Origin of the sequence: Streptomyces sp. NPDC001843, assembly GCF_042891955.1 — a bacterium.
Lineage (GTDB): Bacteria > Actinomycetota > Actinomycetes > Streptomycetales > Streptomycetaceae > Streptomyces.
Window position 1 is genome coordinate 501,543 of record NZ_JBIATQ010000003.1, and the last position, 26,724, is coordinate 528,266.

General features: G+C 68.3%; 22 protein-coding genes. 9 read left to right on the forward strand and 13 right to left on the reverse strand.

The window, feature by feature from the left end:
* Window positions 1-17 precede the first annotated feature (17 nt).
* The 7 genes from gyrA to dnaA form a co-directional block, all read right to left on the reverse strand.
* A complete protein-coding gene (gene gyrA, locus ACFYZQ_RS10820; protein ID WP_389144435.1) occupies window positions 18-2,612 on the reverse strand; it encodes a DNA gyrase subunit A in 2,595 nt (864 codons plus the stop codon).
* A gap of 42 nt (window positions 2,613-2,654) precedes the next feature.
* Window positions 2,655-4,715: a DNA topoisomerase (ATP-hydrolyzing) subunit B gene (gyrB, locus tag ACFYZQ_RS10825; RefSeq protein WP_389144438.1), complete on the reverse strand. Its 2,061-nt coding sequence runs from the start codon at window positions 4,713-4,715 to the stop codon at window positions 2,655-2,657.
* 430 nt (window positions 4,716-5,145) lie between these two features.
* Window positions 5,146-5,715: a DUF721 domain-containing protein gene (locus ACFYZQ_RS10830; protein ID WP_389144440.1), complete on the reverse strand. Its 570-nt coding sequence runs from the start codon at window positions 5,713-5,715 to the stop codon at window positions 5,146-5,148.
* Window positions 5,712-6,833: a DNA replication/repair protein RecF gene (gene recF / locus ACFYZQ_RS10835; RefSeq protein WP_389144443.1), complete on the reverse strand. Its 1,122-nt coding sequence runs from the start codon at window positions 6,831-6,833 to the stop codon at window positions 5,712-5,714. Before recF ends, ACFYZQ_RS10830 begins: the two co-directional genes overlap by 4 nt.
* A 100-nt stretch (window positions 6,834-6,933) precedes the next feature.
* The gene (gene gnd / locus ACFYZQ_RS10840; RefSeq protein WP_389144446.1) at window positions 6,934-7,812 is read right to left on the reverse strand and encodes a phosphogluconate dehydrogenase (NAD(+)-dependent, decarboxylating); all 879 of its coding nucleotides are present in this window, start codon (window positions 7,810-7,812) and stop codon (window positions 6,934-6,936) included.
* 159 nt (window positions 7,813-7,971) lie between these two features.
* Window positions 7,972-9,102, reverse strand: a complete 1,131-nt coding sequence (dnaN, locus tag ACFYZQ_RS10845) for a DNA polymerase III subunit beta (protein ID WP_388792545.1) — start codon at window positions 9,100-9,102, stop codon at window positions 7,972-7,974.
* Window positions 9,103-9,945: 843 nt separating this feature from the next.
* A complete protein-coding gene (gene dnaA / locus ACFYZQ_RS10850) occupies window positions 9,946-11,928 on the reverse strand; it encodes a chromosomal replication initiator protein DnaA (protein ID WP_389144449.1) in 1,983 nt (660 codons plus the stop codon).
* A 381-nt stretch (window positions 11,929-12,309) separates the two neighbouring features.
* Here dnaA and rpmH point away from each other — a divergent pair, with 381 nt between their 5' ends.
* From rpmH to ACFYZQ_RS10895, 9 genes are all read left to right on the forward strand, one after another.
* Window positions 12,310-12,447, forward strand: a complete 138-nt coding sequence (rpmH, locus tag ACFYZQ_RS10855; protein ID WP_389144452.1) for a 50S ribosomal protein L34 — start codon at window positions 12,310-12,312, stop codon at window positions 12,445-12,447.
* A gap of 20 nt (window positions 12,448-12,467) precedes the next feature.
* Window positions 12,468-12,839, forward strand: a complete 372-nt coding sequence (gene rnpA, locus ACFYZQ_RS10860; protein ID WP_389144454.1) for a ribonuclease P protein component — start codon at window positions 12,468-12,470, stop codon at window positions 12,837-12,839.
* The gene (gene yidD / locus ACFYZQ_RS10865; RefSeq protein ID WP_388792539.1) at window positions 12,836-13,201 is read left to right on the forward strand and encodes a membrane protein insertion efficiency factor YidD; all 366 of its coding nucleotides are present in this window, start codon (window positions 12,836-12,838) and stop codon (window positions 13,199-13,201) included. The genes rnpA and yidD overlap by 4 nt, the downstream gene beginning before the upstream one ends.
* 3 nt (window positions 13,202-13,204) lie before the next feature.
* The gene (gene yidC, locus ACFYZQ_RS10870; protein WP_389144457.1) at window positions 13,205-14,488 is read left to right on the forward strand and encodes a membrane protein insertase YidC; all 1,284 of its coding nucleotides are present in this window, start codon (window positions 13,205-13,207) and stop codon (window positions 14,486-14,488) included.
* Window positions 14,489-14,503: 15 nt separating this feature from the next.
* The gene (locus ACFYZQ_RS10875; RefSeq protein ID WP_388792535.1) at window positions 14,504-15,016 is read left to right on the forward strand and encodes a protein jag; all 513 of its coding nucleotides are present in this window, start codon (window positions 14,504-14,506) and stop codon (window positions 15,014-15,016) included.
* 117 nt (window positions 15,017-15,133) lie between these two features.
* Window positions 15,134-15,850 carry a 16S rRNA (guanine(527)-N(7))-methyltransferase RsmG gene (gene rsmG, locus ACFYZQ_RS10880; protein ID WP_389144460.1) on the forward strand — a complete coding sequence of 239 codons (717 nt, stop codon included), beginning with the start codon at window positions 15,134-15,136 and terminating at the stop codon, window positions 15,848-15,850.
* A 249-nt stretch (window positions 15,851-16,099) separates the two neighbouring features.
* Window positions 16,100-17,173, forward strand: a complete 1,074-nt coding sequence (locus tag ACFYZQ_RS10885) for a ParA family protein (protein WP_389144761.1) — start codon at window positions 16,100-16,102, stop codon at window positions 17,171-17,173.
* Window positions 17,170-18,270: a ParB/RepB/Spo0J family partition protein gene (locus tag ACFYZQ_RS10890; RefSeq protein WP_389144463.1), complete on the forward strand. Its 1,101-nt coding sequence runs from the start codon at window positions 17,170-17,172 to the stop codon at window positions 18,268-18,270. Before ACFYZQ_RS10885 ends, ACFYZQ_RS10890 begins: the two co-directional genes overlap by 4 nt.
* Before the next feature lie 325 nt (window positions 18,271-18,595).
* On the forward strand, window positions 18,596-19,213 hold the full coding sequence (locus ACFYZQ_RS10895; RefSeq protein WP_389144466.1) for a GNAT family N-acetyltransferase: 618 nt from the start codon (window positions 18,596-18,598) through the stop codon (window positions 19,211-19,213).
* 52 nt (window positions 19,214-19,265) lie between these two features.
* On the opposite strand, the gene trxA is transcribed toward ACFYZQ_RS10895, so the two are convergent.
* From trxA to murJ, 6 genes are all read right to left on the reverse strand, one after another.
* Window positions 19,266-19,595: a thioredoxin gene (gene trxA / locus ACFYZQ_RS10900; RefSeq protein ID WP_389144469.1), complete on the reverse strand. Its 330-nt coding sequence runs from the start codon at window positions 19,593-19,595 to the stop codon at window positions 19,266-19,268.
* Window positions 19,596-19,632: 37 nt separating this feature from the next.
* On the reverse strand, window positions 19,633-20,601 hold the full coding sequence (gene trxB, locus ACFYZQ_RS10905) for a thioredoxin-disulfide reductase (protein ID WP_389144471.1): 969 nt from the start codon (window positions 20,599-20,601) through the stop codon (window positions 19,633-19,635).
* 170 nt (window positions 20,602-20,771) lie between these two features.
* On the reverse strand, window positions 20,772-21,596 hold the full coding sequence (locus ACFYZQ_RS10910) for a hypothetical protein (protein ID WP_389144473.1): 825 nt from the start codon (window positions 21,594-21,596) through the stop codon (window positions 20,772-20,774).
* Window positions 21,593-22,273: an RNA polymerase sigma factor SigM gene (sigM, locus tag ACFYZQ_RS10915; protein ID WP_389144764.1), complete on the reverse strand. Its 681-nt coding sequence runs from the start codon at window positions 22,271-22,273 to the stop codon at window positions 21,593-21,595. The genes ACFYZQ_RS10910 and sigM overlap by 4 nt, the downstream gene beginning before the upstream one ends.
* Window positions 22,274-22,512: 239 nt before the next feature.
* Window positions 22,513-24,219: a protein kinase family protein gene (locus ACFYZQ_RS10920; RefSeq protein ID WP_389144476.1), complete on the reverse strand. Its 1,707-nt coding sequence runs from the start codon at window positions 24,217-24,219 to the stop codon at window positions 22,513-22,515.
* 119 nt (window positions 24,220-24,338) lie between these two features.
* Window positions 24,339-26,696, reverse strand: coding sequence for a murein biosynthesis integral membrane protein MurJ (gene murJ / locus ACFYZQ_RS10925; RefSeq protein ID WP_389144479.1), 2,358 nt, complete (start codon window positions 26,694-26,696; stop codon window positions 24,339-24,341).
* Window positions 26,697-26,724 lie beyond the last annotated feature (28 nt).

A 26,724-nucleotide genomic window follows, 5' to 3' on the forward strand; every position in this document is an offset into this window, starting at 1 on the left:
ATGACTCACTCCTCGTGCTACTCGTCCGAGGGCGCCTCACCCTCGTCCGTGCCGGTGGTCGCGGCACCCTCGGCGGTCTCGTCGACGGCCACGTCGCCGTCGACCTCCTCCGCCTCGCGCCCCGCCTCGGCGTTACGAGCGATACCGACGACGGCATCGCGCTTGCCCAGGTTGATCAGTTGGACGCCCATGGTGTCACGGCCCGTCTCCCTGACCTCGTTGACTCGCGTACGAATCACACCGCCGGAGAGGGTGATGGCGAGGATCTCGTCGTTCTCCTCGACCACCAGCGCGCCCACGAGCGAACCGCGGTCCTCCACGATCTTGGCGGCCTTGATACCGAGGCCGCCGCGACCCTGGACGCGGTACTCGTCGACGCGGGTCCGCTTCGCGTACCCGCCGTCCGTGGCAGTGAACACGAACGTACCGGGTCGAACAACATTCATCGAGAGCAGCTCGTCGCCCTCGCGGAAACTCATCCCCTTGACACCCGAGGTGGCGCGGCCCATGGGGCGCAGGGTTTCGTCCGAGGCGGTGAACCTGATCGACTGCGCCTTCTTGCTGATCAGCAGCAGATCGTCGTCGGACGAGACGAGCTCGGCTCCGATCAGTTCGTCGTCGGAACCGTCCTCGCGCTCCCGCAGATTGATCGCGATGACACCGCCGGAGCGGGGCGAATCGTAATCCTTCAGAGGCGTCTTCTTGACCAGGCCGGCCTTGGTGGCCAGCACCAGGTACGGCGCCGCCTCGTAGTCCCGGATCGCGAGGATCTCGGCGATCGCCTCGTCCGGCTGGAAGGCGAGGAGGTTGGCGACGTGCTGTCCGCGCGCGTCCCGGCCGGCGTCGGGCAGCTCGTACGCCTTCGCCCGGTACACCCGGCCCTTGTTGGTGAAGAACAGCAGCCAGTGGTGCGTGGTCGAGACGAAGAAGTGGTCGACGATGTCGTCTTCCTTCAGCTTCGTGCCGCGCACGCCCTTGCCGCCGCGCTTCTGCGCCCGGTAGTCGTCCGTCTTCGTCCGCTTGACGTAGCCGCCGCGCGAGACGGTGACGACGATGTCCTCCTCGGCGATCAGGTCCTCGATGGACATGTCGCCGTCGTAGGGCACCAGCATGGTCTTGCGGTCGTCGCCGTACTTCTCGACGATCGCGGTCAGCTCCTCGCTGACGATGCCGCGCTGACGGACCGGGGAGGCGAGGATCTGGTTGTACTCGTTGATCTTCGCCTGGAGTTCGTCGTGCTCCTGGACGATCTTCTGGCGCTCCAGGGCGGCCAGTCGGCGCAGCTGCATCTCGAGGATGGCGTTGGCCTGGATCTCGTCGATCTCCAGGAGCTCCATCAGGCCGCCGCGCGCGACCTCGACGGTCTCACTGCGCCGGATCAGCGCGATGACCTCGTCGATGGCGTCCAGGGCCTTCAGCAGGCCCCGCAGGATGTGTGCCCGCTCCTCGGCCTTGCGCAGCCTGAAGCGCGTACGGCGGACGATGACCTCGATCTGGTGCGTCACCCAGTGACGAATGAAGGCGTCCAGCGACAGCGTCCGCGGCACACCGTCGACCAGGGCCAGCATGTTGGCGCCGAAGTTCGTCTGCAGGTCGGTGTGCTTGTAGAGGTTGTTCAGCACGACCTTGGCGACCGCGTCCCGCTTGAGCACGATGACCAGGCGCTGGCCCGTGCGCGACGACGTCTCGTCGCGGACGTCCGCGATCCCGCCGACCTTGCCGTCCTTCACCAGGTCGGCGATCTTCTGCGCGAGGTTGTCGGGGTTCACCTGGTACGGCAGCTCCGTGACCACCAGACACTGGCGGTTCTGGATCTCCTCGACCTCGACCACCGCGCGCATGGTGATCGAACCGCGGCCCGTCCGGTAGGCCTCCTCGATGCCCTTGCGGCCGACGACGAGCGCGCCGGTCGGGAAGTCCGGGCCCTTGATGCGCTCCATGAGCGCGTCCAGGAGCTCCTCGTGCGAGGCCTCCGGGTTCTCCAGGTACCACTGGGCGCCGGCCGCGACCTCGCGCAGGTTGTGCGGCGGGATGTTGGTCGCCATGCCGACCGCGATGCCGGCCGAGCCGTTGATCAGCAGGTTCGGGAAGCGGGCCGGCAGGACGGTCGGCTCCTGGGAGCGGCCGTCGTAGTTGTCCGTGAAGTCGACGGTCTCCTCGTCGATGTCACGGACCATCTCCATCGACAGCGGCGCCATCTTGCACTCGGTGTAGCGCATCGCCGCCGCCGGGTCGTTGCCCGGGGAGCCGAAGTTGCCGTTGGAGTCCACCAGCGGCATCCGCATCGCCCACGGCTGGGCGAGACGGACCAGGGCGTCGTAGATCGAGGAGTCGCCGTGGGGGTGGTAGTTGCCCATCACGTCGCCGACGACACGGGCGCACTTGTAGAAGCCGCGCTCGGGGCGGTAGCCGCCGTCGTACATGGCGTACAGGACGCGGCGGTGGACGGGCTTGAGACCGTCGCGGACGTCGGGCAGCGCACGGGACACGATGACGGACATCGCGTAGTCCAGGTACGAGCGCTGCATCTCCGTCTCGAGCCCGACGGGCTCGACGCGCATCGCGACTTCGCCGCCCTCTTCGGGGGTGACGGGAGTGTTCTCGTCGGCCATTGCTGGTGAGGATCCTTCCTGGTGCGGTCAGCTGAGACCGACTCAGATGTCGAGGAAGCGGACGTCCTTGGCGTTGCGCTGGATGAACTGGCGGCGGGCCTCCACGTCCTCGCCCATGAGGACCGAGAACAGGTCGTCGGCCTGGGCGGCGTCGTCGAGGGTGACCTGGCCGAGGACCCGGTGCTCCTGGTCCATCGTGGTCACGCGCAGCTCCTCGGCGTTCATCTCGCCGAGACCCTTGAAGCGCTGGATCGAGTCCTCGCGGACGCGCTTGCCGCGCTGCCGGCCCATCTCGATCAGCGCGTCGCGCTCACGGTCGGAGTACGCGTACTCGGTGTCGTCCCGGCCCCACTTGATCTTGTAGAGCGGCGGGCGGGAGAGGTACACGTGCCCGGCCTCGACCAGCGGCCGCATGAAGCGGAACAGGAAGGTCAACAGCAGGGTGCTGATGTGCTGGCCGTCGACGTCGGCGTCCGCCATCAGGATGATCTTGTGATAGCGGAGCTTCTCGATGTCGAAGTCCTCGTGCACGCCCGTGCCGAAGGCCGAGATCAGCGCCTGAATCTCCTGGTTCTGCAGGATCTTGTCGATCCTGGCCTTCTCGACGTTGAGGATCTTGCCGCGGATCGGAAGGATCGCCTGGTACTCCGGGTTGCGGCCGGACTTGGCCGAGCCGCCGGCGGAGTCACCCTCGACGATGAAGATCTCGCACTTGGTCGGGTCGTTCGACTGGCAGTCGGAGAGCTTGCCCGGCAGCGAGGCCGACTCCAGCAGACCCTTGCGGCGCGTCAGATCACGGGCCTTGCGGGCCGCCACGCGCGCGGTGGCCGCCTGAATGCCCTTGCGGATGATGTCCGCGGCCTCGACCGGGTTGCGGTCCAGCCAGTCGTTGAGGTGCTCGTAGACCGCCCGCTGCACGAAGGTCTTCGCCTCCGTGTTGCCCAGCTTGGTCTTGGTCTGGCCCTCGAACTGCGGCTCGCTCAGCTTGACCGAGATGATCGCCGTCAGACCCTCGCGGATGTCGTCACCCGTGAGGTTGTCGTCCTTGTCGCGCAGCAGCTTCTTGTCCCGCGCGTACTTGTTGATCAGCGAGGTCAGCGCCGCACGGAAGCCCTCCTCGTGCGTACCGCCCTCATGGGTGTGGATGATGTTGGCGAAGGAGTACACGCCCTCGCTGTAACCGCTGTTCCACTGCATCGCGACCTCGAGGGACAGGCTCTTGTCCTTGTCCTCGGCCTCCAGGTCGATGACCGTGGGGTGCACCAGGTCACCCTTGCGGGAGTTGAGGTACTTCACGAAGTCGACGATGCCGCCCTCGTAGTGGTACGTGACGGTCTTGACCTCGTCCTTCTCGTCGGTGCCCGCCTCGTCCGCACCGGTGACGGCCTTCGCCGACTCGCGCTCGTCGGTGAGCTTGATGGTCAAGCCCTTGTTGAGGAACGCCATCTCCTGGAAGCGCCGCGAGAGCGTCTCGAAGGAGTACTCGGTGGTCTCGAAGATGTCCGGGTCGGCCCAGAAGGTCACCGAGGTGCCGGTCGCCTCGATCGCCTCGTGCTTGGCGAGCGGGGCCGTGGGGACGCCCATCTTGTAGTCCTGCGTCCAGCGGTGGCCGTCCGTCCTGACCTCGACGGACACCTTCGACGACAGGGCGTTCACGACGGAGACGCCGACGCCGTGCAGACCGCCGGAGACCGCGTAACCGCCGCCGCCGAACTTGCCGCCCGCGTGCAGCACGGTCAGCACGACCTCCACGGCCGGCTTCCCCTCGGAGGGCACGATGCCCACCGGGATGCCACGGCCGTTGTCGACGACACGCACACCGCCGTCGGCCAGGATCGTCACGTCGATGGTGTCCGCGTGCCCGGCCAGCGCCTCGTCGACGGAGTTGTCGACCACCTCGTACACGAGGTGGTGCAGGCCGCGCTCCCCGGTCGAGCCGATGTACATACCGGGTCGCTTGCGGACCGCGTCCAGACCCTCGAGGACGGTGATGGCGCTGGCGTCGTACGAGGCCGTGACCTCCCCGTTCGAGGAGGTCGCCGGGCCGTTCGCGCCCGCGTCGGTGGACGGGATGTTCTCGTTGGGGTTGCCGGAATCGGCCACGAAGCGCCCTTTCTGGCACTGGCACAGCACGAGCCGGGCTCCTGTAGGTGCCCCCTCTGGGAGGGTTGCCGGAGCGGCTGCGGCATGTTGCGTTGGTCAAGCCCTGATCAGCGTTGCTCAGCTTTTCCCGGACGGTCCCCACGTTCGGGGCGGGATTGTCTTCCAGTCTACCGGTAGCGCCGACAGTGATGGGGGTTTGCCGGTACCTGAGTCCGCATGTGCCGCCCTCAACCGGTCTCGCCCGGGTCCCGATATACGGAAGGGGGCTCCAAGAGGCTCACAGCGGCACTCAGCGCTTCGGGGCGTCAACCCGTCGCTACTCCCCGGCCAGCCCAGGATTCGCAAGAGCGTGCGGGGAGCGTCCCGCCCGGCGCCGAACCGCCGCAACGCACCCGCAGCGGGCCCCCGTGACCTTCTGGTGTGAGTTCCGTCACCCGTAGGTGTCACCGGGTCCCGTGCTGCCCGGGGCACGCAGCGGACCATAGCGACGGGTGGGTCCACCGGGCCCGTACACCTTGATCAACCGGACCGCGCCATGCCCGAGATCCTCATTGAGACGGGCCACCAGCGTCGGCCCCAGCAGACGCAGATTCGTCGCCCAGGCCGTGGAGTCGCAGCGCACGACCAGTACCCGCTCGTCCTCGTCGTACTTCTCCGGAACGCAGTGCTTGGCCACGTCCTCGCCGACGATCTGCGGCCAGCGGCCCATGACACCGCCCACCGCCGCCGGAGTCTCCCAGCCCCGCTCGGTGATCAGCCGGTTGATCGCCGCGCCCAGCGCCATCGGATCACGGCCGTCCGCGCGCGCGCCGGAACGCAGACCGCCGCGCCGCGCCTGCTTCTTCTGCTGCGCCGCGTCACCACGCGCGCGTGCCTGCTCCTTCGCCGCGCGCAGCGCCACGCGCGCGAGATCGACACCCGAAGGCTCGCGCCCCTTCTCGCTCGCCTTCTCGGCGCCCTGCTGCGGACCCTTCTCGGAGCCGGGACCCTCGGTGCTCATACGCGCTCCACCGTCCCCCCGGACACGGCGTACCGGGCGCCCGCCAGCACATGCGGTACGTCGTCGTCGACCGCGGCCGTCACCAGCACCTGCTCACCCGGCGCGACCAGCTCGGCCAGACGCTCACGCCGCCGGGCGTCCAACTCGGCGAAGACGTCGTCGAGGACCAGCACCGGCTCATTGCCCTCCGCGCGCAGCAGGTCGTACGACGCCAGACGCAACGCCAGCGCGAAGGACCAGGACTCGCCGTGGGAGGCGTACCCCTTGGCGGGCAGCTCACCGAGCTTGAGAACCAGATCGTCCCGGTGCGGGCCCACGAGAGTGACACCCCGCTCGATCTCCTGCGTACGGGCGTCCGCCAGGGCCGCCATCAACTGCGCGTACAGATCCTCACGCGTGTGCGCCTCACCGGGCGCCGACGGCTTGTACTCCAGGGCGACCGGGCCACCGCCCGGAGCCAGCTGCTCGTACGCCTTGTCGGCCAACGGCCGGACCGCGGCGATCAGATCCAGCCGCTGGGCCAGCAACTCGGCGCCGGCCCGCGCCAGATGCTGGTCCCACACGTCCAGCGTGGACAGGTCCATCGAGCGACCACCGTGCCGACGGGCCAGCGCCGCCGACTTCAACAGCGTGTTGCGCTGCTTGAGCACCCGCTCGTAGTCGGAGCGCACCCCCGCCATGCGCGGAGAACGCGCGGTGATCATCTCGTCCAGGAAGCGGCGCCGCTCCCCGGGATCGCCCTTGACCAGGGCGAGGTCCTCGGGCGCGAACAGCACGGTCCGTACGATCCCCAGCACGTCCCGCGGCCTGACCTGCGAGGACCGGTTGATGCGGGCCCGGTTGGCCCGGCCGGGGTTCAGCTCCAGCTCGACCAGCTGCTGCCGCTCGCCCTGCCGGACCTGCGCGCGGACGACCGCGCGATCGGCGCCCATCCGCACCAGGGGCGCGTCGGAGGCGACACGGTGGCTGCCGAGCGTGGCCAGGTACCCGACCGCCTCCACGAGGTTCGTCTTGCCCTGTCCGTTCGGGCCGACGAAGGCCGTGACACCCGGGTCGAGCGGGACCTCGGCCCGGGCGTACGAGCGGAAGTCGGCCAGCGACAGGTGCGTGACGTGCATGGTCGTTCGCCGACCTCCCCCAGGGTTGTGGATCGCCGTGCGACCCTGTGGACAACTTCTTCGGTCTCCGTCGCTTTCCTCGGCCTTCGCCGAGCCCGCGCTACGGCTTCTTCTCGACCGCGTGGCCACCGAACTGGTTGCGCAGCGCGGCGACCATCTTCATCTGCGGCGAGTCCTCCTGACGGGAGGAGAACCGCGCGAACAGGGACGCGGTGATCGCCGGCAGCGGCACCGCGTTGTCGATGGCGGCTTCCACGGTCCAGCGCCCCTCGCCCGAGTCCTGTGCGTAACCCCGCAGCCCGGCCAGGTGCTCGTCCTCGTCGAGGGCGTTCACCGCTAGGTCGAGCAGCCAGGAACGGATGACCGTGCCCTCCTGCCAGGAGCGGAACACCTCGCGGACGTTCTCCACGGAGTGGACCTTCTCCAGCAGCTCCCAGCCCTCGGCGTAGGCCTGCATCATCGCGTACTCGATGCCGTTGTGGACCATCTTGGCGAAGTGCCCGGCACCCACCTTGCCCGCGTGCACCGCACCGGAGTCGCCCTCCGGCTTGAGCGCGTCGAAGACCGGCTGCACCTTGGCGACGTTCTCGGCGTCGCCGCCGTACATCAGCGCATAGCCGTTCTCCAGGCCCCAGACGCCGCCGGAGACCCCGCAGTCGACGAAGCCTATGCCCTTGGCGGCCAGCTCCTCGGCGTGCCTCTCGTCGTCCGTCCAGCGGGAGTTGCCGCCGTCCACGACCACGTCGCCGGGCTCCAGCAGCTCGGCGAGCCGGTCGATCGTCGACTGGGTGGGGGCACCGGCCGGGACCATCACCCAGACCACGCGCGGGCCCGAAAGCTTGCCCACAAGCTCTTCCAGGCTGTGGACATCCGCGAGGTCAGCGTTGCGGTCGTATCCGACGACGGTGTGGCCCGCGCGGCGGATCCGCTCGCGCATGTTGCCGCCCATCTTGCCGAGGCCGACGAGACCGAGCTCCATCAGTTGTGTTCCTTAGGTCGCTGTGTGGCGTGAGAGGCACTGTCGTACCTGTGTCCGAGCCTAAACCCGGACTCTCCCGCACAGCTGTGGGCATACGCGCTCATTCGTATGCCCTCACCTGCAGCTTTAGCCGTCGCACACGCGCGGTCGGCCGCAGCCTCAGCCGCTGAGCCGCACCGGCATGATCAGGTACTTGTAGGCCTCGTCCGCCTCGGCGTCCACCGCCGGCTTGCCGCTGAGCAGGGCGGGCTTGGTGGACGTCGTGAACGACAGCTGGGCCACCGGGGAGTCGATCGCGCTCAGGCCGTCCAGCAGGAAGGTCGGGTTGAAGGCGATGGAGATGTCGTCGCCCTCGAGCTGGGCGTCGACCCTTTCCACAGCCTGTGCGTCGTCGCTGGAGCCCGCCTCCAGGATGAGCACGCCCTGCTCGAAGCTGAGCCGCACCGGGGTGTTCCGCTCGGCGACCAGGGCAACACGCTTGACGGCCTCCACGAACGGGGCGGTCTCAATCACCGCGACGGAGTTGAACTCGGTCGGGAACAGCGTGCGGTACTTCGGGAGGTCGCCCTCCAGCAGGCGGGTCGTCGTACGGCGGCCGGCGCCCTCGAAACCGATCAGGCCCTCGCCCGCGCCCGACCCGGCCAGCGCCAGGATGACGTTGTCGCCGCTGGTCAGCGCCTTGGCGGTGTCCTGGAGCGTCTTGGCGGGGACCAGGGCCACCGCGGAGACGTCAGGGCTCTCCGGCTTCCACAGGAACTCGCGGACCGCGAAGCGGTAGCGGTCGGTGGAGGCCAGCGTCACCGTGTCGCCCTCGATCTCGATGCGCACACCGGTGAGCACGGGCAGTGTGTCGTCACGGCCGGCGGCGATGGCGACCTGCTGCACCGCGGAGGCGAAGACCTCGCCGGGGACCGTGCCGGTCGCGTTCGGCATCTGGGGCAGCGCCGGGTACTCCTCCACAGGCAGTGTGTGGAGGGTGAACCGGGAGGAGCCGCAGACCACGGTCGCCCGTACACCGTCTGTGGAGATCTCCACCGGGCGGTTGGGCAGGGCGCGGGAGATGTCGGCGAGCAGACGGCCCGAGACGAGGACCGTGCCCTCCTCCTCGACCTCCGCCTCGACGGACACCCGCGCGGAGACCTCGTAGTCGAAGCTGGACAGGCTCAGCTGGCCTTCCTCCGCCCTCAGCAGCAGGCCGGCGAGGACAGGCGCCGGCGGACGGGCCGGGAGGCTGCGTGCCGCCCAGGCCACTGCCTCCGCGAGTACGTCGCGTTCCACCCGGATCTTCACCGTAAGCCGCCTCCTGCTGCTGTTGCCTCTGAGTCCTCCGACTCGGTGTCACAGCCCACTGCGACGGGAAGGACACCGGGGACCAGTCTGACGCACCGCACTGACAGTAGGTGCCTGTCGGGGTCAAGTCGCTCCGAGGGGCAGCCGGGCTCGAGACGGCGAGTTGTGCACAGGCCCCGCTTCGAAACGGATTTCCCGCTCTCTCTAGTCGGGAGTAGTAGTAGGGCCTGTGGATACCGTGGATAACCACGTTTTCCCAGCTCAGAGGCTGGATTTTGTCCACTGGTCCTGTGGGTGACACCGGTGGACAACCGAGGCGTTCTGTGGAGAACAGAAAGTTCTGCACACAGCACCCACAGCCCGAGGCCGGTTCTCCCCAGCTGCGTCCCCAGATTTACCCACGTTTCCCACACCCCAATCCAGCACCTTGGTGTGACGGCTTTCACTCGAGGCGGTGATCGGGGGCGTCGCGTTGCCGAACAGTGGACAGCGATGTGGAGAAGCTGCCGATCGCTGGGGACAACGGCACCCAACCTGTGGGTTGCCGGTGGACAACTTCGTGCACAGCCTGTGGGTCCCCGCTTCGTCCACAGCCTGTGGAGATCCTTCGTCCACGGATCCACAGGGGCATGAGCTGGGCTGATGCCCTTTCAACCGCACAGCCTGTGGATGGTTTCGGGACAACTCCACGGTCCCCAGGATGTGGACGCAAGAAAGTGGCCCAATCTGTGGAAGGAGGCCGTAACCCGGCCGGTAATCGAACAGAGGATGGCCGCGCCATGACGAAGGGCGCCCCCGGGATCTGCCTCCCGGGGGCGCCCTCGGTGCCGTCGTACGGCTGCGTCAGCCGTTCTTGATGCGGTTGGTCAGCTCCGTCACCTGGTTGTAGATGGAGCGGCGCTCGGCCATCAGCGCGCGGATCTTGCGGTCGGCGTGCATGACGGTCGTGTGGTCGCGGCCACCGAACTGCGCGCCGATCTTCGGCAGCGACAGGTCGGTGAGCTCACGGCACAGGTACATGGCGATCTGGCGGGCGGTGACGAGCGCGCGGCCGCGCGAGGTCCCGCACAGGTCTTCCACCGTCAGCCCGAAGTAGTCGGCCGTCGCCGCCATGATCGCCGTCGCGGTGATCTCGGGGGCCGAGTCCTCGCCGCCGGGGATCAGGTCCTTCAGGACGATCTCCGTCAGGCCCAGGTCCACCGGCTGCCGGTTGAGCGAGGCGAACGCGGTCACCCGGATCAGCGCGCCCTCCAGCTCCCGGATGTTGCGGGAGATCCGGGAGGCGATGAACTCCAGCACCTCCGGCGGGGCGTTGAGCTGCTCCTGCACCGCCTTCTTGCGCAGGATCGCGATGCGCGTCTCCAGCTCGGGCGGCTGGACGTCGGTGATCAGGCCCCACTCGAAACGGTTCCGCAGCCGGTCCTCCAGCGTGACCAGCTGCTTGGGCGGCCGGTCGCTGGACAGCACGATCTGCTTGTTGGCGTTGTGGAGCGTGTTGAAGGTGTGGAAGAACTCCTCCTGCGTCGACTCCTTGTCCGCCAGGAACTGGATGTCGTCGACGAGGAGGATGTCCATCTCGCGGTAGCGCTTGCGGAAGCTGTCGCCCTTGCCGTCGCGGATCGAGTTGATGAACTCGTTGGTGAACTCCTCGGAGCTCACGTACCGCACGCGTGTGCCCGGGTAGAGGCTGCGGGCGTAGTGCCCGATCGCGTGCAGCAGGTGTGTCTTGCCGAGCCCGGACTCCCCGTAGATGAAGAGGGGGTTGTACGCCTTCGCCGGCGCCTCGGCGACGGCCACCGCGGCCGCGTGTGCGAAGCGGTTGGAGGCGCCGATGACGAAGGTGTCGAAGAGGTACTTCGGGTTCAGGCGCGCGGTCGGCTCGCCTGGGCCGGTCGCCGGTGCGGGCTGCGCGGCCAGCGGGCCGGGGGCGCCGGTCGTGGGCAGGTTCGGGCCCACGGGGCCGCCGCGGTGCACGTGGCCGGCGCCGGCCGGCGGCTCGGGCCGCTCACGGCGGGCGGGGTCGCGCTGGTCGTAGTCGACCCGGGAGGGGTCGTATTCGGAGCGCGGCTTGTCGTAGTCCGGGCGTGCCTGCTCGTAGTCGGAGCGCGGCTTGTCGTAGTCGGAGCGCGGCTTGTCGTACGACGCCTCATAGGACGGCTCGTAGGACGGGCGGTCCATCGCCTGGGGACGGTAGTCCTGCGGCGGGGTGCCGTAGGAGTCGCGGTGCGGCTCTGCGTAGGAGTCTCGTTTCGGCTCACCGTACGGGTCGCGGCGCGACTCCCCGTACGAGTCCTGCGACGGCGACGCGTACGGGTCCCGCTCGGGAAAGCCGAGGCGCTGTTGCTGCCAGCCGTACTCGTCGTGGGACGGGCGTGGCCAGGCGCCGGGCTCGGGTCGCTGGTACTCGGACGGGTAGGCGGGCCGGGCCGTGGGCAGCTGCTCGTCGGCCCGATGGCGGCCGTATCCCTCGTACTGTCCGGTGGGGAGCTCGGGCTCCTCGTAGCGCGGCTGCGGCTGGGCGGGGGGCGCGGGCAGGGCCGGGGGGTCGCCCGCGGAGTCGTCCACGGTGATCGCGATCCGGATCGGGCGGCCGCACTCGCGGCTCAGGGTCTCGCTGACGATCGGGGCGAGCCGCCCCTCCAGTACGCCCTTCGCGAATTCGTTCGGTACGGCGAGCAGGGCGGTGTCCGCGACCAGCGCGAGCGGCTGGCAGCGCCGGATCCAGTGCTCGTCCTTGGTCTCCACGCCCTGGCCGCGGCCCTCTCCGAGGAGCTGCTCAAGTACTCGTGGCCACACTGCGGCAAGATCGGCAGGTACGTCAGCCACAGGGACACGCTCTCTCACAGGTCCCACGAACGTGTGGTCACGGGACGGATCGGGATGTAAATCGGCGGGGCGGGGGACAAAGGAACGAATCGGAGTCCAGTCACGGTAGTCAGGGCGGCGGGTACGGTTCAAGTTGTTGTCCCCAGCCTGTGGATAGTGTCTCTGCGTGACTCCCGGTTTGACCGGATGGCCCAGCCCCGCGTACCGTAACCAGGTCGAGTTGTCGATGGCTGCTGCCGCCTGCCTCCGATGGGCACAGATCGCTGAAGGTGATCGGGAAGCGGTGCACTCGGGCGTGATGCGAGCTACTAGCTACTCGTGGGCGCACGGTGACAGCCAGGACGGCACCCCGCCACTACCGATTTCTTCTGGAGCCCCCGAGTGAGCAAGCGCACCTTCCAGCCGAACAACCGTCGTCGCGCGAAGACCCACGGCTTCCGCCTGCGGATGCGTACCCGTGCCGGCCGCGCGATTCTCGCGAACCGTCGCAGCAAGGGTCGCGCCACCCTGTCCGCCTGATCTGATCAGGTCATGACGTCGTGCTGCCTACCGAGCATCGGCTGAGGCGGCGCGAGGACTTCGCGACCGCGGTACGACGGGGTCGCCGGGCCGGCCGCCCGCTCCTCGTCGTCCACCTTCGTAGCGGTGCCACGGACCCGCACGCGCCTGGGGAGAGCGCTCCCCCGACGCGTGCGGGTTTCGTCGTGAGCAAGGCCGTGGGTGGCGCTGTCGTGCGGAACTCCGTGAAGCGCAGACTTCGCCATCTGATGCGTGACCGAGTCGCCCTGTTTCCCCCCGGTAGCCTGGTAGTCGTACGAGCGCTGCCCGGAGCGGGCGACGCAGACCACGCACAGCTGGCCCGAGACCTGGATGCCGCCCTTCAGCGGCTGCTGGGAGGGGGCGCGCGATGAAGTACCCGCTGCTGGCTCTGATCAAGCTGTACCAGTGGACGATCAGTCCACTGCTCGGGCCGGTGTGCAAGTACTACCCGTCGTGCTCCCACTATGGCTACACGGCCATCGACCGGCACGGTGCGATCAAGGGCACGGCACTCACCGCCTGGCGCATTCTGCGGTGCAATCCGTGGTCGCTGGGCGGGGTGGACCATGTTCCGCCGCGCAAGCGCCCGCGGTGGCACGAAATGCTGCGTGACGCCTGGCGGGCACGCAGGGGCGGGCCCTCCGCCGCCGAACCGGCCCTCGAGGGGAAGCTTCCTTCCGAGCCCCCTTCGAGCCCGGCCGCAGAGACCTCGTCCCATGCCCAAGGAGCATGATTAGTGGACACGATTGCCAGCCTCTTCAGCTTCATCACGACACCCGTTTCGTGGGTCATCGTCCAGTTCCACACGGTGTACGGCGCCATTTTCGGCCCTGACACCGGGTGGGCCTGGGGCTTGTCCATCGTCTCCTTGGTGATCCTGATCCGTATCTGCCTGATCCCGCTCTTCGTGAAGCAGATCAAGGCGACCCGGGCGATGCAGACGCTCCAGCCCGAGATGAAGAAGATCCAGGAGCGCTACAAGAACGACAAGCAGCGCCAGTCCGAAGAGATGATGAAGCTGTACAAGGAGTCGGGTACCAACCCGCTCTCCTCGTGCCTTCCCATCCTGGCGCAGTCCCCGTTCTTCTTCGCCCTGTACCACGTGCTCAACGGCATCGCGTCGGGTACGACCATCGGCGTCATCAACGAGTCGTTGCTCGCCAGTGCCCGTAAGGCGCACATCTTCGGAGCTCCGCTGGCGGCGAAGTTCAAGGATGGTTCCGCCACCGTCCAGGCCCTGGGTGCCACGGTCACGGATGTGCGGGTCGTCACCGCCCTCATGATCATCCTGATGTCCGCGTCGCAGTTCTATACGCAGCGTCAGTTGATGACGAAGAACGTCGACACGACCGTGAAGACGCCGTTCATGCAGCAGCAGAAGATGCTGATGTACGTCTTCCCCGTGATGTTCGCCGTCTTCGGTATCAACTTCCCGGTCGGTGTCCTCGTCTACTGGCTGACCACCAACGTGTGGACCATGGGCCAGCAGATGTACGTCATCCACAACAACCCGACCCCGGGTTCCAAGGCTCAGGCCGCCTACCTGGAGCGTCTGACCAAGCACGTCACGCACCACGGCAAGGTCAGCCGGCGCAGCGAGAAGGCGATCATCAAGGCGATCGTCGCCAAGGGCCGCGACCGCAACGAGTTCGAGCGCAAGTTCATCAACGGCCTGACCAAGGCCGGTCTCGCGGCCCAGGCCGACGGGTCCGTGGTGCAGAGCGAGGGTCAGGCCGTCGCGCAGACCGAGGACGGTGCGACCACCACCACCACCGCCACCGCTGCGAAGCGTCAGCAGCCCAAGCGCCAGTCCAAGTCCCAGCGTCAGTCTGGCGGGCCGAAGCAGGCGGGCGAGGCCGCGTCGTCCATGTCGCTCGAGAAGTCCGACGAGCCCGAGGACGCCAAGCCCGCCCCCGCCAAGAACGCCCCTCAGAAGCCCGGTAACGGCACCCGCAGCAGGGCCCAGTCCGGGCAGCGCAAGGGTGGCCCGCAGCGGCCCAAGTCCCCGTCCAAGAAGTAAGAAGGAGCCCATCCCGTGACGGAAGGCACCACCTCCGCCGCTGCCGAGGGTGCAGACACCCTCACCCGCCTGGAGCAGGAAGGCGAGATCGCGGCGGACTACCTCGAGGGTCTGCTGGACATCGCCGACCTCGACGGCGACATCGACATGGATGTCGAGGCCGACCGTGCCTCTGTGTCGATCATCAGCGACACGGGCAGCCGCGACCTGCAGAAGCTGGTCGGCCGGGACGGCGAGGTGCTGGAGGCGCTGCAGGAACTGACGCGGCTGGCTGTGCACCGGGAGACCGGGGACCGCAGCCGGCTCATGCTGGACATCGCCGGTTACCGGGCCAGGAAGCGCTCGGAGCTGTCCGAGCTGGGCGCCAAGGCCGCCGCGGAAGCCAAGAGCAGCGGTGAGCCCGTGAAGCTCAAGCCGATGACCCCGTTCGAGCGGAAGGTCGTGCACGACGCGGTCAAGACCGCGGGCCTGCGCAGCGAGTCCGAGGGCGAGGAGCCGCAGCGCTTCGTCGTCGTGCTGCCCAACTGATTCGGTTCGTACGTTCCCCCGGCCCCGTCTGTTGCGCAGGCGGGGCCGAATTTTGTCAGCCTGGTAGTTCTGGTGGTCGGCGCTGGTGCGCTGATGCGGTACGGAAGGACGGTCCCCGTGACGGAGGCAGCGGAGCTCCCCCCTGTGCCCGAGCAGGCGCGGGAGGTGTTTGGTGATCGCTTCGCCGATGCGGTGCGTTATGCGGAGCTGCTAGCCGAGGCGGGTGTGCAGCGCGGGCTGATCGGCCCTCGTGAGGTGCCCCGCCTGTGGGAGCGGCATCTGCTCAACTGCGCGGTGCTCTCGGAGGTGGTCCCCGAAGGCGTGACTGTGTGCGACGTCGGCTCGGGTGCCGGCCTGCCGGGGATTCCGCTGGCGCTCGTCAGAAACGACCTGAAGATCACTCTGCTGGAGCCGCTGCTTCGGCGGACGAATTTCCTGACCGAGGTCGTCGAGCTGCTGGGTCTGGACCATGTGACCGTTGTGCGTGGCCGTGCCGAAGAAGTCATGGGCAAGGTGCCGCCGGTGCATGTGGTGACGGCCCGCGCGGTCGCTCCCCTGGACCGACTGGCCACCTGGGGCATTCCGCTGCTGCGGCCGTACGGCGAGATGCTGGCGCTCAAGGGGGACACCGCGGAGGAGGAGCTGAAGGCTGCGGCCACGGCGCTGAGCAAGCTCGGTGCGGTGTCGACATCCGTCCTCCAGGTCGGTGAGGGAGTGGTGGATCCCATGTCCACCGTGGTGCGGGTGGAGGTCGGGGAGAGCCCTGGCGGTGTACGTTTCGCGGCCAAGCGGGCCAAGGCCGCCCGTACGGGGCGCACGCGCAGGCGTCGGTGAGACGTACTCCACACAAGCTGCCAAACCCACGCATGACGGAGTGTCGCGACAGTCCGGACGGCCTGGCTGTGCATCGTGTTTCACGTGAAACGTCGCTCACTGCTGCACGGCATCATCAGTCGCGGCCGCGCCGCGGCCGAACCGCGTGACCGGAAGCCTCTTGGTTCACTCGGAGAGGCAACGGAGTTGTCCACAGAGGTGGATTTCTCCACAGATCGCCAGGCCTCACTGGTTCACGACCCCGAAGACATGGCAGGCTCTGTTCATTGCGAGCCTGAAGTCGAGGAGAGTGAATCCTTGCGGTCCGACGCCAACATCGCGGGACCGATGACCGATCCGGTCCCCGGTCCCCGTACCGAGTCGATGGGGGCGGATGTTTCACGTGAAACACCGCCCCCGATGGACGACACTCCCATCGGTCGTGCTGCCCAGCTTGCGGTGGAGGCTCTGGGTCGTGCCGGTGAAGGCCTGCCACGGCCTGAACAGACCAGGGTCATCGTGGTCGCCAACCAAAAGGGCGGTGTCGGCAAGACGACGACGACCGTCAATCTTGCCGCTTCGCTGGCCCTGCACGGTGGTCGGGTCCTGGTGATCGACCTCGACCCCCAGGGCAACGCTTCCACTGCCTTGGGGATCGACCACCACGCCGAAGTCCCATCCATCTATGACGTGTTGGTCGAGAGCAAGCCCCTGGCGGAGGTCGTCCAGCCGGTCCCTGATGTGGAGGGCCTCTTCTGTGCCCCTGCCACGATCGATCTCGCCGGTGCGGAGATCGAGCTGGTGTCCCTGGTGGCTCGGGAGAGCCGACTGGACCGGGCGATCCGAGCCTACGAGCAGCCCCTGGACTACATCCTCATCGACTGCCCGCCCTCCCTCGGTCTGCTGACGGTCAACGCACTGGTGGCGGGCCAGGAGGTCCTCATCCCGATCCAGTGCGAGTACTACGCGCTGGAGGGCCTGGGACAGTTGCTGCGCAACGTCGACCTGGTGCGGGGTCACCTCAACCCCGCACTGCATGTGTCGACGATCCTCCTCACCATGTACGACGGCCGGACACGACTCGCGTCCCAGGTCGCAGACGAGGTGCGCACGCACTTCGGTGACGAGGTGCTGCGGACGAGCATTCCCCGCTCGGTACGTATCTCCGAGGCGCCGAGCTACGGGCAGACGGTGCTGACGTACGATCCAGGCTCGAGCGGTGCCCTCTCCTATCTTGAGGCGGCGCGAGAAATCGCCCTGAAGGGCGTCGGTGTCAGCTATGACCCGACCAACGCCCACATCGGCGCACAGAGCAACCCGAGCATGGTGGAGGGGATCCAGTGAGCGAGCGACGGAGGGGGCTGGGCCGTGGTCTCGGCGCACTGATCCCTGCTGCCCCGACGGAGAAGAACCCCGCTTCGGCCGCGGTGGGAGGTTCGGCGTCCACGTCCCCTGCGGCGGTGCCGGTCCTGACGACCGACCGGGGGGTGGCCGCCGCGAAGGTGGCTACGCTGCCGGCCGTCGCTGAGGAAACCGAGGAGCCGTCGGCGCCTGGCGTCGTGGAGGCGCACGCGGCTCCGATGGGGGCCCACTTCGCGGAGATCCCTCTCGATGCCATCTCGCCGAACCCTCGCCAGCCGCGCGAGGTGTTCGACGAGGACGCATTGCAGGAACTGGTCACCTCCATCAAGGAGGTCGGCCTCCTCCAGCCCGTCGTCGTACGGCAGCTGGGTTCCGACCGGTACGAGCTCATCATGGGCGAGCGACGCTGGCGGGCCTGCCGTGAGGCCGGGCTCGAGGCGATCCCGGCGATTGTGCGGGCCACGGACGACGAAAAGCTCCTCCTGGACGCGCTGCTGGAGAACCTGCACCGCGCTCAGCTGAACCCGATCGAAGAGGCGGCGGCCTACGATCAGCTGCTGAGGGACTTCAACTGCACACACGACCAACTGGCGGACCGGATCGGCCGTTCCCGCCCGCAGGTCTCCAACACCCTGCGCCTGCTGCGGCTCTCGCCGAAGGTCCAGAACCGAGTGGCCGCCGGCGTGCTCTCCGCCGGCCATGCGCGGGCTCTCCTGTCCGTCGAGGACCCGGAGGAGCAGGAGCGCCTTGCCTACCGGGTCGTGGCCGAGGGACTCTCTGTACGGTCCGTCGAGGAGATCGTGACCCTGATGGGCTCACGGCCGAAGAGGACCCAGCGGTCCAAGGGACCGCGGGCCGGTTCTGTCCTCTCCCCGGCCCTGAATGAGCTCGCCACGCGTCTGTCGGATCGTTTCGAGACCCGGGTGAAGGTAGACCTGGGTCAGCAGAAGGGAAAGATCACGGTCGAGTTTGCCTCGCCGGAGGATCTCGACCGGATCCTGAGCACGCTCGCTCCGGGCGAGAAGCTGAAGCTCCAGAGGAGTCTCTCGGAGGGGGATGCCGAGGACGCGGAGGGCTGAGCCTGCGCCCGGGCGGGGCCCCGCCCGGCTGACCGAGGGAGCGGGTCGTGTTCGGGTACACACCGGAACACGACCCGCTCTTTGCGTTCAGCCGGTGTCGAGTGAATCCCATCGTGGATACGATGCGATCAGGTATGGCGCATCCACCTGGTGGCACCTCTGAGGGGGAGGCGGAGGCCATGCGATCGGTGAGCCGGTCCGGATTGCTGAGGGCGGGCCTGGGCCTCGGCGCGGTCGGCGGGTTCGTCGGCAGCCTGCTCAGGGAACGGAGCGCACTGACAGCCGCTCGCGAGGCCGCGGGCGAAGGAAGTGAGGAACAGCCTTCATGGGGCGTCGGCTCGTACCGCTCACGCTGGACAACCTTCAGGACCTTCCTAAGCGCTGTCGCTCGTGCGTCTTCTGGGAGCTGGACCCGGTCAGCGGTGAAGCCGCGATAAAGGCGGGCACGGCCGCGTCGGAGAAGGAGGCGTGGATCTCCGCCGTGCTGTTGGACTGGGGATCCTGCGGCCGGGTCGTGTACGTCGACGACATCCCTGTCGGCTTCGTGCTCTACGCTCCCCCGGCCTATGTCCCGCGTTCCACGGCGTTTCCCACAAGCCCGGTCTCCCCGGACGCGGTGCAGTTGATCACCGGTTTCATCATGCCGGGCTATCAGGGACAGGGACTCGGCCGAGTGATGGTCCAGACGGTCGCCAAGGATCTCCTGCGTCGTGGATTCAAAGCGATCGAAGCGTTCGGTGATGTCCGCTGGAAGGAACCGGCCTGTCTGCTGCCGGCCGACCATCTGCTGGCCGTGGGCTTCAAGACGGTCCGGCAGCACCCGGCCCATCCTCGACTGCGGCTGGAGCTGAGGTCGACGCTCTCCTGGAAGGAAGATGTGGAAATGGCCATCGACCGGCTGCTGGGAGCCGTGCAGAAGGAACCGGCGCTGCGCCCCCTCTGAAAAAAATGGGCCAACCCCTCGGGGTTGGCCCATTCGTGTTTCACGTGAAACGTCACTCGGCGATGAAGTCCTCGAGGTCGCGGACGATCGCGGCCTTGGGCTTGGCGCCGACGATGGTCTTGGCGACCTCGCCGTGCTGGTACACGTTCAGTGTCGGGATCGACATGACGCCGTACTTCGCAGCCGTGCCCGGGTTCTCGTCGATGTTGAGCTTGACGACCTCGATCTTGTCGCCGTATTCAGCGGCGATCGCCTCGAGGGACGGCGCGATCTGACGGCAGGGACCGCACCAGGCGGCCCAGAAGTCCACGAGGACAGGCTTGTCGCTCTTGAGGACTTCCTGCTCGAAGGAGTCGTCGGTCACGTTCTTCAGGTCGGCCACGGATGGCTCCTAACTGGTGCGGTGGGGTGGAAGGGGGTCAGACGGCGGTCTTCTCGGGCTCGGCCGGCTCCTCGTCCGCGAGGGCGGAGAGGAAGCGCTCGGCGTCCAGGGCGGCAGAGCAACCCGTGCCGGCCGCGGTGATCGCCTGTCGGTAGGTGTGGTCGACCACGTCACCGGCGCCGAAGACACCGGTCAGGTTGGTCCGGGTGGAGGGCGCGGCGACCTGCAGGTAGCCCTCCTCGTCCAGGTCCAGCTGGCCCTTGAACAGCTCGGTGCGCGGGTCGTGGCCGATCGCGATGAACAGGCCGGTCACCGGCAGGTCCGAGAGCTCGCCGGTCTTGAGGTTGCGCAGCTTGAGTCCGGAGAGCTTCTGGTCGCCCTCGATCTCGGCGACCTCGCTGTCCCAGACGAACTTGATCTTCGGGTCGCCGAAGGCGCGCTCCTGCATGGCCTTGGAGGCGCGCAGGGTGTCCCGGCGGTGGACGATGGTCACGGACTTGGCGAAACGAGAGAGGAAGGTTGCCTCCTCCATCGCGGTGTCCCCGCCACCGATCACGGCGATGTCCTGGTCCTTGAAGAAGAACCCGTCACAGGTGGCGCACCAGGAGACACCCCGGCCGGAGAGCGCGTCCTCGTTCGGCAGCCCCAGCTTGCGGTGCTGTGAGCCGGTGGTGACGATGACGGCCTTGGCCCGGTGGACCGTGCCCGCGGTGTCCGTGACGGTCTTGATCTCTCCGGTCAGGTCGACCGAGACGATGTCGTCCGGGATGAGCTCGGCACCGAAGCGCTCCGCCTGGGCGCGCATGTTGTCCATGAGGTCGGGGCCCATGATGCCGTCGCGGAAGCCCGGGAAGTTCTCCACCTCGGTGGTGTTCATCAGCGCCCCGCCGGCGGTGACAGCTCCCTCGAACACCAGGGGCTTCAGCGACGCTCGAGCGGTGTAGAGCGCCGCCGTGTAGCCGGCGGGCCCGGAGCCGATGATGATCACGTTACGGACGTCGCTCACGGCTTGATTCCTCGTCTCTGGTCTGCGTCAGTCGACCGGTGGGAGTTCCTTTCGGACCTCTCACCCCACCCAACGGATCCTAAGGGGCGTGCATTCCCGGTGTGTCCGGGCACACGGGGTTCACGCACGGTACGGATAACCGCGTCGGGCCGGGACGAAGCGCCCTTTGCTCAGTGACGTGCGAACGACTGCTTGACCAGGACCTTGCCCGCCGAGACGGGCTGCCGACTGATACAGGAAGCGTCGATGACATAAGCCGTGACCCGGGCGCGGTCGGAGGGATCCGAGAGCACGACAAGGAAGGCGTTCTTTCCTTCGTACGTGCCCGTCTTCGCGCCGAGGATGTCGCCGTTGGCCTGGATGCCCTCTCGGACGCACCCCGGTACGGGGACGGAAGGCTGGATCAGGGTCTTCGCGCTCTCGCCCTGCTGCGGATTCTTCTTCGTCGACTTGTTCGAGAGGAGACCGTCCACCTGGCTCCTGATGTCGCTGCCGGAGAAGGTACCGACGGAGGTCGTCCTGGGACTCTGTGCGGTGGTGTTCGACCCGCCGAGTGACTGCAGGAAGAGGGCGAGGGAACCCAGGACGGCAGCGGTGAGGACGGAGCCCAGCACGACGAGCCTGCGGCGGCGGCCGCGTCCACGCCTCTGACGGCCCGGCCCGGTCGCCGCGCGGGAGTGTCCGGCGGGGCGGTCCGCAGCGACCTGTGTTTCACGTGAAACGTGAGCGTCGACGTCCGTGGCAATCGATCGCGCTTCGGCAGTGAGGGCGGCGTCGATGCGGTCGGCGACATCGACGGGCATGTGGGTCGTCCCCTGCAGGGTGCCCAGGAGGTCCCGGATCTCTTGGAGCGAGGCCTGGACGTCGGCGCAGAGCTCGCACTCCTGCAGATGACGGCGCAGATCATCGGTTCGGGACGCCGACAGGAGGCCTTCGGTGAGGTCGGAGATTTCGGCGATGTCCGGGTGCCCAGCCGTGTCTGTCGTGGAACTCACGCTCGCCCACCTCCACCCTTCACTGTGTCCTGAGGCCCCGCTGCGGGTGGGACGGATGTCTCCTGCGCTCGGTTCCGTGCCAGGTTCGGGTCTTTTCCGTCGTCGTCGCTGGAGCTCCCCGGCCGTAGATGGGAGAGCAACGGCAGGAGTCTGGCTCTGCCCCGGGCGCACCGGCTCTTCACCGTGCCCGTCGGCACGTCCAGGACACGGGCGGCTTCCGCGACGGGGTAGCCCTGCATGTCCACGAGGACGAGGGCGGCGCGCTGATCGGCGGGTAGGGTACCTAGCGCCTCCAGGAGCTGGCGGTGCAGATCATTGCGCTCGGCCGGGGCGGAGGCCTCCTCGTGCGGATCCAGCAGCTGTTCCAGGCGCTCGGTGTCGTCGACGGGAGCGGTCTTCCGGGAGGCCGCCTTGCGCGCACGGTCCAGGCAGGCGTTCACCGTGATCCGGTGCAGCCAGGTCGTGACGGCCGACTGCCCCCGGAAGGTGTGCGCGGCCCGGTAGGCCGAGACGAGAGCGTCCTGGACGGCGTCAGCGGCCTCCTCCCGGTCTCCCAGCGTCCGTAGGGCTACCGCCCAGAGCCGGTCCCGGTGCCGCCGAACGATCTCCCCGAAAGCGTCGGGATCACCTTCGACGTGGCGAGCGAGCAGGTCCGCGTCTGTTGCCTCGGTGTCGATGTGATCACCTCTCGACCGCCCCTGCTGTCAGGTAACAGTTTTTGTCCTCCCGTGAGGACAGTCAACTGAAACAAGGCCGGGACGTCTGTCCGGACGTATCGATCCGCAACAAGTACGGCGAGACAGCGCAGCGGCCCCCGGCGGTCGACACCTTGAGGAAGGCCATTGGGGAGCCCCCCCGCCTGGGGGGAGGGGGCCCCTCCTCGGATTTCAGGAGGGGCCCCACCCGTGCACGTCTCTCAGCCGGTCACCTTGATGTCAGCGACCCTGCCGCGCCAGTGACCATCGTCCGGCTGGAACGGCAGCTTGGTCAGCCACACCAGGAGGTACCGGGACTTGAGGGACTTGCCCGGCTTGAGTTCCACGGTGGTTCCCGAGCCTTGGGCGACCTTGGCGTAGGCGGAGAAGGATACCGGCCGCGATCCAGCGTCCGCGTTAGCGCTGCGGAGCTCGACCGAGGTATCCCCGAGGAAGGTGACGGTCACCTTCCCGACCTGCTGGGCCTTGCCGAGGTCGAGGATGACGCCCACGCCCGATTTCAGGTTGCCGAACTTGGAGCTCAGGTAGTAGTCCGTCTGCCAGTACGTGGCAGTGCTGTTGTCGTAGACCTTCCCTATGTCGGCCGGCTTCTCGGAGTGGTCTGTGCTGAAGGGGTCGAAGTCCCAGGCCTTGCTGATGGCGATCGGCTTGTTCGAGGTGATCGGTTTCTTCGTGCCGCTCTTACCGCCCCCGTCCGTCGTCTGCGTCGTCGGCGGGTCGTCGGACTTGCCGTTCTGGCCCAGCAGGGCGTCCGCGAGCTGCCAGCTGCCGAGGCCCAGGGCGGCGATGAGGAGGGCGGAGACCGCCCACTTCAGGGCCTTGCCGGTGCGGCTCTGCAGTGGCGGCGGTGGGGTCGTGAGCGGCTGGGTGACGCCCGGGTGCGTGGCAGGCCGGCCGTACGTGCCCTGCTGGTACGTGGTGCGCTGGTACTCCGGCGGTGCCGTGAAGGCGGGCTCCGGCGGCCGGATGCGGGGCATCTCGCCGATCGCCTTCACCAGCTCCTCCGGAGTGGTGCAAGGTGACTCGTGCCGGGAGGCCGTGGCGCCGTCGTTGGCCAGCGCCCGCATGGCGAGTTCGGACAGCCCCCGGTGGACGCCGGCCCGCACCTGGTCCGGCGGGATCAGCCCGATGTCCTTGGGCAGGCCGGACAGGCCGTAGGCGTCGTTCTCGTACGGCCAGCGCTGGGTGAGCGCCGCGTACAGCAGGGCACCGATCGCCTCGGTGTCGGTGCGCTGCGGGGTGTCGGAGCTGATGCCGCGCAGCGCCGCGTTGACGGCGAGGCCGCGGATGCGCCACTGGCCGGTGGAGGCGCGCAGTACGGCGTTGGGGTTGAGGCGCAGATGGGCGAGGCCCTCACGGTGGGCGGCAGCCATGGCGGAGGAGACCTGGCTGACCATCTGGTAGGCGTCGTGCGGTTCCAGTGGCCCGGCGGACAGCAGCGTGGACAGTTCCGTGGCGTCGGGCAGCCATTCGTGCACGACGTACACGAGGTCGTTCTCGTCGACGGCGTCCAGGACCTGGACGAACCGGGGATCGCCGAGCAGCGCGGAGGAGCGGGCGGCTGCCAGCACCGAACGGGCCCGTGCGTGCTCCGCGGGCAGGACATGGACGCCGACGGCGCGGCGGAGTTTCTCGTCCACCGCTCGCCAGCTGCTGAATCCGTCCAGACGGGTGACGCACTCCTCGAGGCGATAGCGTCTGGCCAGCTTGTGACCGCTGTGCAGTTCGGGAGGTGAGGCCTTCCCGCGGCCGTCCGTCCCGTTGCTCCCTTCCGCCTCGTCGCTGTCCGTGTCCCGCTCCGGGTTCTTGGCCACCCCGTCGGCCGTGGACTGGTCCGCCTTGGCGGTCAGCGGCTCGTCACCGCTGTTGTCTGCCACGTCGACGGCAGCCGTGCTCCGTTCTGCCACCGTCGTTCCCTGCCTCCCCATCCGTTGCACCCTGTCCGACGCCGAAACCAATTGTGCCCACAGTCCGCCGCTATGCACGACACGCGGCGGCGAACGATGGTTGTGCGCTTACCCTCGCCTCAGCGCCCCAGGCGCCCGCGCACCATGCCCACGAGGGAGTTGAGTTCCTCGATGCGCATGCGGCGGGCGGCGGCGAAGAAGACGCCCAGCAGGACGGCACCGCCGGCCAGCAGCGCGGCGAAGGAACCGAGAACGCCCTGCCCGAGAGTGTGGCCGATTCCGTAGCAGGCCGCACCACTGAGCAGCGCGGCGGGTACGGAGGCGATGCACAGCCGGGCGTAGGTCCTGATGACCCGGGAGCCGTCCAGGTCGCCGCCGAGCCGCTTGCGCAGCCGCTTCCAGGCGACGCCCACGCCGATGGCGTAGGCGAGGCCGTATGCGGCCGCCATGCCGGCCACCGCCCAGCGGGCGGGGAGCACGAAGTAACAGGCCCCCGAAGCGGCGGCGTTGACCGCGGCCACGATGACGGTGTTGTAGAAGGGCGTCCGGGTGTCCTCGTAGGCGTAGAAGGCACGCAGGACGACGTACTGCACGGAGTACGGGATAAGACCGAGGCCGAAGGCCATCAGCATGTAGCCCATGTTGACGGCCGAGCTCGTGCCCGCGGAACCGAAGATCAGCGTGCACATCGGGATGCCGAGCGCGAGGAAGCCGAAGGCGATGGGCACGATGGCGACCGCGGTGGTGCGCAGTCCCTGGGAGATGTCGTCGCGAATGGCGCCGGCGTCGTCCTCGGCGGCCGAGCGCGAGATGCGCGGCAGCAGGGCGGCCATCAGGGACACCGTGATGATGGCCTGTGGCAGGCCCCAGATCAGCTGGGCGTTGGCGTAGGCGGCGAAGCCCGTGCCCTTGACGCCGGAGTCCTTGCCGGCGGCGGTGGACAGCTGCGTGACGACCATGGCGCCCGCCTGGTTGGCGAGGACGAACAGGACCGTCCACTTGGCGAGCATCGCGGCCTTGCCCAGGCCATGGCCCTTCCAGTCGAACCGCAGCCGGATCCGGAAGCCGGTCTCGCGCAGGTAGGGGATCATCGCCAGCGCCTGGACGACCAGGCCGAGCAGCACGCCGACACCGAGGAGCCGCTGCCCCTCCGGCGGAATCGTGGTGACGTCCATGTGGGAGTTGGCGGCGGTGCCGTACACCCAGATGAACATGCCGAGCGTCACGATGATGACGATGTTGTTCAGGACCGGGGTCCACATCATCGCGCCGAACTTCCCGCGGGCGTTGAGGATCTGACCCATCACCACGTGGATGCCCATGAAGAAGATCGAGGGCAGGAAGTAGCGGGTGAAGGTGACCGCTACCTCGTTGGCCCCCGGGTTGTCGGCGATGGTGGGGGACAGCATCCGTACCAGCAACGGCGCAGCGAACATCGCGAGGCCGGTGAGCGCGGCCAGCGCCACCATGACCAGCGTCAGCAGACGGTTGGCGAACGCCTCGCCGCCGTCCTCGTCCTCCTTCATCGACCGCACCAGCTGGGGCACGAAGACGGAGTTGAGGCCGCCGCCGACGGTAAGGATGTAGATCATCGTCGGCAGCTGGTAGGCCACTTGGAAGGAGTCGGCGAGGAAGCCGAGGCCCAGGGCTGCGGCGATCAGCGCGGAGCGGATGAACCCGGTGAGGCGGGAGACCATCGTGCCCGCTGCCATGACGGCGCTGGACTTCAGCAGTCCGGCGGCCTTGCCGCCCTTCTTCCCGGCGGGAGCCGCGGGAGCGGCGGGAGCGGCGGCCTCCGGGGCCGCGGGGCCCGAGGGGGCGCCGGGGGCAGCCGGAGCAGCCGCGGAGGCGGAAGTGGCGGTGCCGAGAGCGATCGTGGAGTCGGCGCCGTAGCTCCCGGCCCCGGAGGGAGGAGCGGAGGGGTACGAGGCCGCCGGGTGCTGTCCCACGGGCCCCTGGGGCCCGCCCGGCGCTGAGGACGGACCGGGCACGGACGGCGGTTCCGTCGACGCGTGTCCGCCGCCCTGCTGCTGGTCCCTGAACAGGTGTGCGAAGGCGTCAGGCTGGTGCTGCTCCTCGCCGGAGTGTGTGACCAGGTCGTCGACGCCCACGAACTGGGTCGTGCGGGGATCGTCGCCGTACGGCAGGTACTGCGTCGGGCCGGACGGTTCCGGTGCCGGGGTCTGGGCCCACACATGGGGGTCGGGAGCGTACGGCGACCGGTCCGGCTGGGCGTACGGCTGCTGCTGCGGGTACGTGCCCGGTGGCGGCGGGGGGTGGGCGGCACGGTCGTAGAGCGCCTCGGCGACCGGGTCCTGGGCGGAGAGGTCCTGCGCCCGATAGGGGTCCTGGTCGTAGGCGTCCTGGAGATACATGTCCGCCGCGTGCTGCGGCGGCACCTGGCCGGGCTCGGGCGGCTCGGGGTAGCCCGAGCCGGCCGCGGCCTGGCCGCGGTCACCGTCGTACGGCGAATTCATGGTTACCCCACCTCATCGTCCCCGGGCC

Excerpts from the sequence above, each read along its gene's own strand:
- gnd (WP_389144446.1), bottom strand. The coding sequence starts at position 7,812 with ATGGAGCTCGGTCTCGTCGGCCTCGGCAAGATGGGCGGCAACATGCGC.
- ACFYZQ_RS10895 (WP_389144466.1), top strand. The coding sequence starts at position 18,596 with ATGGGGCGTCGGCTCGTACCGCTCACGCTGGACAACCTTCAGGACCTT.
- gyrA (WP_389144435.1), bottom strand. The coding sequence starts at position 2,612 with ATGGCCGACGAGAACACTCCCGTCACCCCCGAAGAGGGCGGCGAAGTC.
- ACFYZQ_RS10830 (WP_389144440.1), bottom strand. The coding sequence starts at position 5,715 with ATGAGCACCGAGGGTCCCGGCTCCGAGAAGGGTCCGCAGCAGGGCGCC.
- ACFYZQ_RS10885 (WP_389144761.1), top strand. The coding sequence starts at position 16,100 with ATGGCAGGCTCTGTTCATTGCGAGCCTGAAGTCGAGGAGAGTGAATCC.
- recF (WP_389144443.1), bottom strand. The coding sequence starts at position 6,833 with ATGCACGTCACGCACCTGTCGCTGGCCGACTTCCGCTCGTACGCCCGG.
- murJ (WP_389144479.1), bottom strand. The coding sequence starts at position 26,696 with ATGAATTCGCCGTACGACGGTGACCGCGGCCAGGCCGCGGCCGGCTCG.
- yidD (WP_388792539.1), top strand. The coding sequence starts at position 12,836 with ATGAAGTACCCGCTGCTGGCTCTGATCAAGCTGTACCAGTGGACGATC.